At 59.4% G+C, this 5,189-nt stretch carries 6 protein-coding genes; 3 read left to right on the top strand and 3 right to left on the bottom strand.

Annotated elements, in window-relative coordinates:
- The first annotated feature begins 264 nt into the window (after nucleotides 1-264).
- Nucleotides 265-780 carry a transposase gene (locus LJE91_14755; protein MCG6869940.1) on the top strand — a complete coding sequence of 172 codons (516 nt, stop codon included), beginning with the start codon at nucleotides 265-267 and terminating at the stop codon, nucleotides 778-780.
- A gap of 153 nt (nucleotides 781-933) precedes the next feature.
- Here LJE91_14755 and LJE91_14750 read toward each other — a convergent pair whose 3' ends face one another.
- Together LJE91_14750 and LJE91_14745 are read right to left on the bottom strand one after the other, a co-directional pair.
- On the bottom strand, nucleotides 934-1,341 hold the full coding sequence (locus LJE91_14750; GenBank protein ID MCG6869939.1) for a hypothetical protein: 408 nt from the start codon (nucleotides 1,339-1,341) through the stop codon (nucleotides 934-936).
- Between the two features lie 187 nt (nucleotides 1,342-1,528).
- Nucleotides 1,529-1,756: a hypothetical protein gene (locus tag LJE91_14745; protein ID MCG6869938.1), complete on the bottom strand. Its 228-nt coding sequence runs from the start codon at nucleotides 1,754-1,756 to the stop codon at nucleotides 1,529-1,531.
- Nucleotides 1,757-2,016: 260 nt separating this feature from the next.
- Between LJE91_14745 and LJE91_14740 the strand changes: the two genes are divergently transcribed.
- Together LJE91_14740 and LJE91_14735 are read left to right on the top strand one after the other, a co-directional pair.
- Nucleotides 2,017-4,038, top strand: coding sequence for a PAS domain-containing protein (locus LJE91_14740; protein ID MCG6869937.1), 2,022 nt, complete (start codon nucleotides 2,017-2,019; stop codon nucleotides 4,036-4,038).
- Nucleotides 4,026-4,652 (top strand): response regulator, encoded by a 627-nt coding sequence (locus LJE91_14735; protein MCG6869936.1) that lies wholly within the window; start codon nucleotides 4,026-4,028, stop codon nucleotides 4,650-4,652. Before LJE91_14740 ends, LJE91_14735 begins: the two co-directional genes overlap by 13 nt.
- Before the next feature lie 185 nt (nucleotides 4,653-4,837).
- Here the strand turns inward: LJE91_14735 and LJE91_14730 are convergent.
- A partial coding sequence (locus LJE91_14730; GenBank protein MCG6869935.1) for a hypothetical protein occupies nucleotides 4,838-5,189 on the bottom strand: 352 nt, incomplete at its 5' end.

Below are 5,189 nucleotides of genomic sequence, written 5' to 3'. Positions count from 1 at the left end.
CGGATCATCGCGCAACTGCTTGAATCGTCCGTGATCAAACACCAGAGTTCGACACGTACATTCCAGGTATTCGCGCGGACGCTTGCGCTCGACCTCGAGTACCTGGTCGAAAACCGAAGGCTGCCGGTTCGACAGTTATCGCGGCGACAGACTGAAACAGATCAGTCTGCGTCTGGCCCAGCAGTAGCTGGTAGATGGTAGGCCGGATAAGCGTAGCGCATCCGGCAATCCCGCAAATAGATCGGACATAAGGAGCATGCCATCATCAGCGATTACCGCCGATTCTACATGCCTGGAGGCTGTTATTTCTTCACCGTGGTCTGCTGGTCTCGCCGGCCCGTCTTCAACACGCCCGAGCCAGTCGACCTTCTGCGAAAGGCGATGCGCACGGTCAAACAATCACGGCCCTTCGACATCGAAGCGATGGTTGTCCTGCCCGATCACCTTCACTGTATCTGGCGGTTGCCGGAAACCGATGACGATTTTTCCGGGCGCTGGCGAGAAATCAAAAAATATTTGACACGCCGGCTTACGCGGCATCCCGGCGGCAATGGCACGCCCGTCTGGCAACCGCGTTTTTGGGAACACTCGATTCGGGATGATGAGGATATGCAACGGCACATGGATTATGTTCATTACAACCCCGTTAAACACGGTCTGGTGAGCGCGCCGGTGGACTGGCCGTACAGTTCGTTCCATGCCGCCGTGCGACGTGGTCTTTACAGCCGTGACTGGGGCAGCGCCTGTCCCGAAGCTATCCGGCTGATGGATTTCGAGTGATCTGGGCGGGTGTGCCGGATGCGCTGCGCTTATCCGGCCTACGAAGATATGCGCTAAAAGTAGGCCGGATAAGCAAGGCGCATCCGGCAAATCTTCATAGCCACAATCACAACGGCAGGACGGACAAGCACATCGCATCCGGCGATGTTTAATTCATTTGCCCTCAATGGCATCCAGTTTCATTTTCAGTTCCTCATTGACCGTGATCAACTCTTCGTTGGTGGACTGCAATCCTTCCTTCGCGGTTTCCAGTTCCTCGTTGGTCGCTTCGCGTTCGGCGATCATGCTCTGCATGTTCTGTCGAGTGGAGTCCAGTTCCCGTTCGAGCGTCTCGATGCGTGTATCCCGGGGGCCCGCTTTCGCATTAGCGCGTGGCCGCGACGCTGTCGTCGTTTCTTCATGTTCCGAAATTTTCCGGAACAGCACCAGGTAACTGGCAAACGTGTCGCCGTGTTTGGGCAAGGGCACCACGTCGATGTCGATGACTTCACTTTTGTTGTTATGACTCAGGCAGGCGCCGGTTTTTTGAACGGTTTTTTGTTCACGCACCGCGTCGTGCACGGCTATTCGCAGCTCCAGGCTCAGGTCAGGGTGGGCGCCTGATCAGGTTCAGACTGGCCGCCCCGGGTGTCGGTGACAGATACGGCCCGGTCTGGCCGATAAACTGCAGTACATCCAGTTGTTCATTCACGATCACGCCGGGTGGACTGTAGTAATTGAGGTCGAGTCGGTGTGCAATCCATCGATGTCATCCGAGAGGGATATTTTCTCTACCACCTGAAGTGGAGTCGCAAAGCGCCGCCAGGTGGCGCACGTCATCGACGACGACGTAGTTGACCTGCCCGTACCTATGCGAAAGGAATTCACCCGCATCCACGTCGATCGTGATGCAGAACGGATGAATGCCCTCGAGACGCGCTTCGCACAGCATCGCCAGAGATTCCCGTTCGGCATCGTTGATCCAGCCCTTCTTCACTCAACGCATCGCCACGGGATATCCCGGCACGGCGTCCATTCTCCGCATTCCCACCCATTCGATATCCCTCATCGTCCGACACGTTCCAACGCGCCAGAACCGCTCCGACTCATCCACAAGACTTACCACGTTGCCACACCGCCCCGGAGCGAACTCGCAGATACCGCACCCGTTACGCCGCTCGTACCCACTCTTTACAGCAACGCTACGCCAACGATACAGTCACGAGCCTGAATGCTCGTGCGCCGTCCCGAGTCCCCATGTCACCGAACGCGGAACGAGACACTTTTTCCGGCGATCCCGCCGAATCCCGCCCGTGGCTCACCTACGCCTATGCGTTTCTCGTCATGTTCATGGTCACCTGTCTGCTGATCTGGCAGGGCATGCACAGTGTCAGGACCTTCGAGGACGCGCAACGCCAGATTGCGCTGTACTCAGTCAATGGCACCGCCGACGAAATCGAGGCGATCCTGGGAGAACTGCACAGATCGGTAGGGATCTTCGCAAAGGAGAAGGCCGAGGTCCTGCGATACCTTGCCGGATCGCCCGGAGACCGGAAAACCCGTGATGCGCTTGACCGTTCCGTATCGGACTACTTTCCCGAGGTCCACGCCTGGGCGCTCTCCAGTGATCTTGGCGACACCCTGCTGGAGGAGGAGCCATGGTTGATCGGAGAGGTTTGCAGGATGGACATTCAGGACTATGCCCTTAGACAGCTGCCGCATGGCACGCGGATCCACGCCAACCCCAACGGCTCGCACTTCGATATCATGGCGACGGTTCCCGACAGCGGCGATCAAAGCGGACCCATCTTTTTCGCGAGTGTGTCGCCCGTCAGGCTGACTCGCATCCTCGAGAACAGCCAGGCACCCGGCCACCAGCTTTATCTGCTGCTTACCGACGTGGAAAGTGCCCGCATCGAGGTCTCGGCCCGGGACTGGGCTTCCACATATGGCAGGCCAGACCCGGATATCGGAATCAGCCCGGAAAATACACTCCACACCCGCCACATATCGGGGTCCCGGTGGAACCTCGTGGATGTTGTAGATCCCGCGCTGATCAGGGAGCGCGTGCGTTCAGCGTGGATCCAGGGAATCGCGTTGTTCCTCACCGTTCTCGCCGCGACCATACTCATGCTGTACCTGCTGCGAAGGAATGAAAAGCTGAGATCCAAGACCCAGGTCTCGCTTCGGGAAAGCCACGCTACCCTGGCCGCACTGATAGAAGGTGTGGCGGGTGGGGTATACCTCAAGGACGCGGAAGGAAAATACCTTCTCGTCAACGACGCGTATGCGTGCTGGGCGGGACGTGAGGCAGGGCAACTGATTGGCCGAACGGATCGTGAGGTACTCCCCGAGCGCATTGCCGAGTCCCATGAACGGGAAGACGCACGTGTCATCTCGACCTCGACGCCCTCGACATTAGAGGAGGACGACCCCCAAGCGAGGGGGCGAACCGCCCTGGTTTCGCGCACGCCCTACCTTGATACATCGGGAGGTGTGGCGGGTCTGGTGGGGATCCGTCATGACATCACTGAGCTCAAGCAGACCAGGGAAAGACTGCACCGGCAGGAAATCGAACTGGCCCATATCGACCGCCTGGGAATCATGGGAGAACTGGCGGCGAGCCTCGCCCACGAGCTGAATCAGCCGCTTGGAGCGATATCCAACTACGCCCATGCCTGCCTGCGCATCGTCAAGCACGGAAATGCAGCGCCGGAACAACTCGTCGAGGTGCTGGAAGATACCGTCGCCCAGGCCAGACGCGCCGGAGAGATCATCCAGAAGGCCAGGGCGTTCGTACGCAAGGACCGGCAGAACCCCGAATGCACGAACCTCGCCGAACTCATCGGCGACGCACTTGATCTCGCGGGTACGCGGGCACTGAGCAGCGGAATCCAGTTCGATGTGGACGTGGCCCCCGAGGTCCTGCGGGTACACTGTGACAAGCACCAGATCAAGCAGGTCATCCTGAATCTCATCTTCAATGCGATGGAGGCGATCTCTCCCGGCCCCGGCAGGGTTGAAATCAGCGTGCGGGGTGACGGCTCGCGACAGGTTCGTGTTACGGTATCCGACGATGGTCCGGGCCTGGCGACGGAGATCGTTGGTCGCGTTTTTGAACCTTTCTATACAACAAAGACCGATGGCACTGGAATGGGGCTCGCCCTCTGCCGGTCCATCGTCGAATCGCACGCCGGCCATATCTGGGCTGACGAACCGGAGCCCGGCGGGGCGCGATTCCACTTCACGCTCCCGGAGGACGATGAATGCAGGCAGTGACCCCGACCGTCTTTCTCATCGACGACGACGATGCCTACCGGCGATCGCTCAAGTTTCTGCTGGAGGCATCCGGTTTGAAGGTGAAGGATTTCAGTTCGGCCGAGCTGTTCCTTCAACGGTACGATCCAAAGGTCCACGGTTGCCTGCTGGTGGACGTCCGCATGCCCGGGTTGAGCGGTATCGAGCTACAGTCCAGATTGAATCGACGGGGCGCTTCACCTCCGATCATTTTCATTACCGGACATGGTGACATCCCCATGTCCGTCAGGGCGATACGCGACGGCGCGTTGGATTTCATCGAGAAGCCCTTCGATGACCAGGTCCTGATTGCCCGGATTCGGGAGGCCTTTCGCCTAGACAGGATTGGACGCACGAATCACGCCTCCCGCGACAGATTCCGCAGCAGAATCGAGCGACTCACGAATCGTGAGCGGGAAGTGATGGAACTGATCTTGGAGGGCCTGCCCAACAAGGACATCGCGACACGGCTGGGTGTCAGCCATCGGACCGTGGAGGTCCATCGGTCGCGAATCATGAACAAGATGGAAGCGAAATCGCTGGTCGATCTGATCACCAGCGCGGTGCGTCACGGGATAATACCCGGTAGTCCCTAACCGCCGCGCGGCACCGGTCAAGGTGGCGCCCTCGAAATTGGCATTCGTCAGGTTCTGATGAGAAAAGCTCCTCCAGGTCAGGGTTTGGCCCCCAAAGTCTTTCCCCGGCGCCACTACCCACGGCACCAGATGCTCCTTTACCCCCATGCAGCGGCTCCCACCCCGCGAATGCGCCGTTGTTCACCTTAATGGCGCCCCACTTGTTGCCGGCCGCCCAGCCCCCGATGCCGCCGCAGGCGCCGGGCGAGCTTGCCGGTGGCCGAGCGCACCTGTCCGTCGAGGTGGCGATAATCGGGGTTGACGATCGGTTCGATTATCGACCAAGCGGTCCAGGCCGAAGTTCTCGCGGGCATACATGAAGAAATTTTCCTGCGACCAGCGGGCGAACATGGCCATGGCCAAGGGGGCCGCGGCACGATCTCATGCTCGATGACCTGGATCAGCCCCGGATCGACCACTTGGTTGACGACGAACAAGGGTTGGCCGTCCTTGGCGTTGACCCAGTAGTCGGTCGTGGCGCGCAGACACAGGCGCTGG

It is taken from the genome of Gammaproteobacteria bacterium, assembly GCA_022340215.1.
Lineage (GTDB): Bacteria > Pseudomonadota > Gammaproteobacteria > JAJDOJ01 > JAJDOJ01 > JAJDOJ01.
The sequence above is the reverse complement of the archived record's forward strand: the minus strand, read 5'-3'. Positions and strand labels throughout refer to the sequence as shown.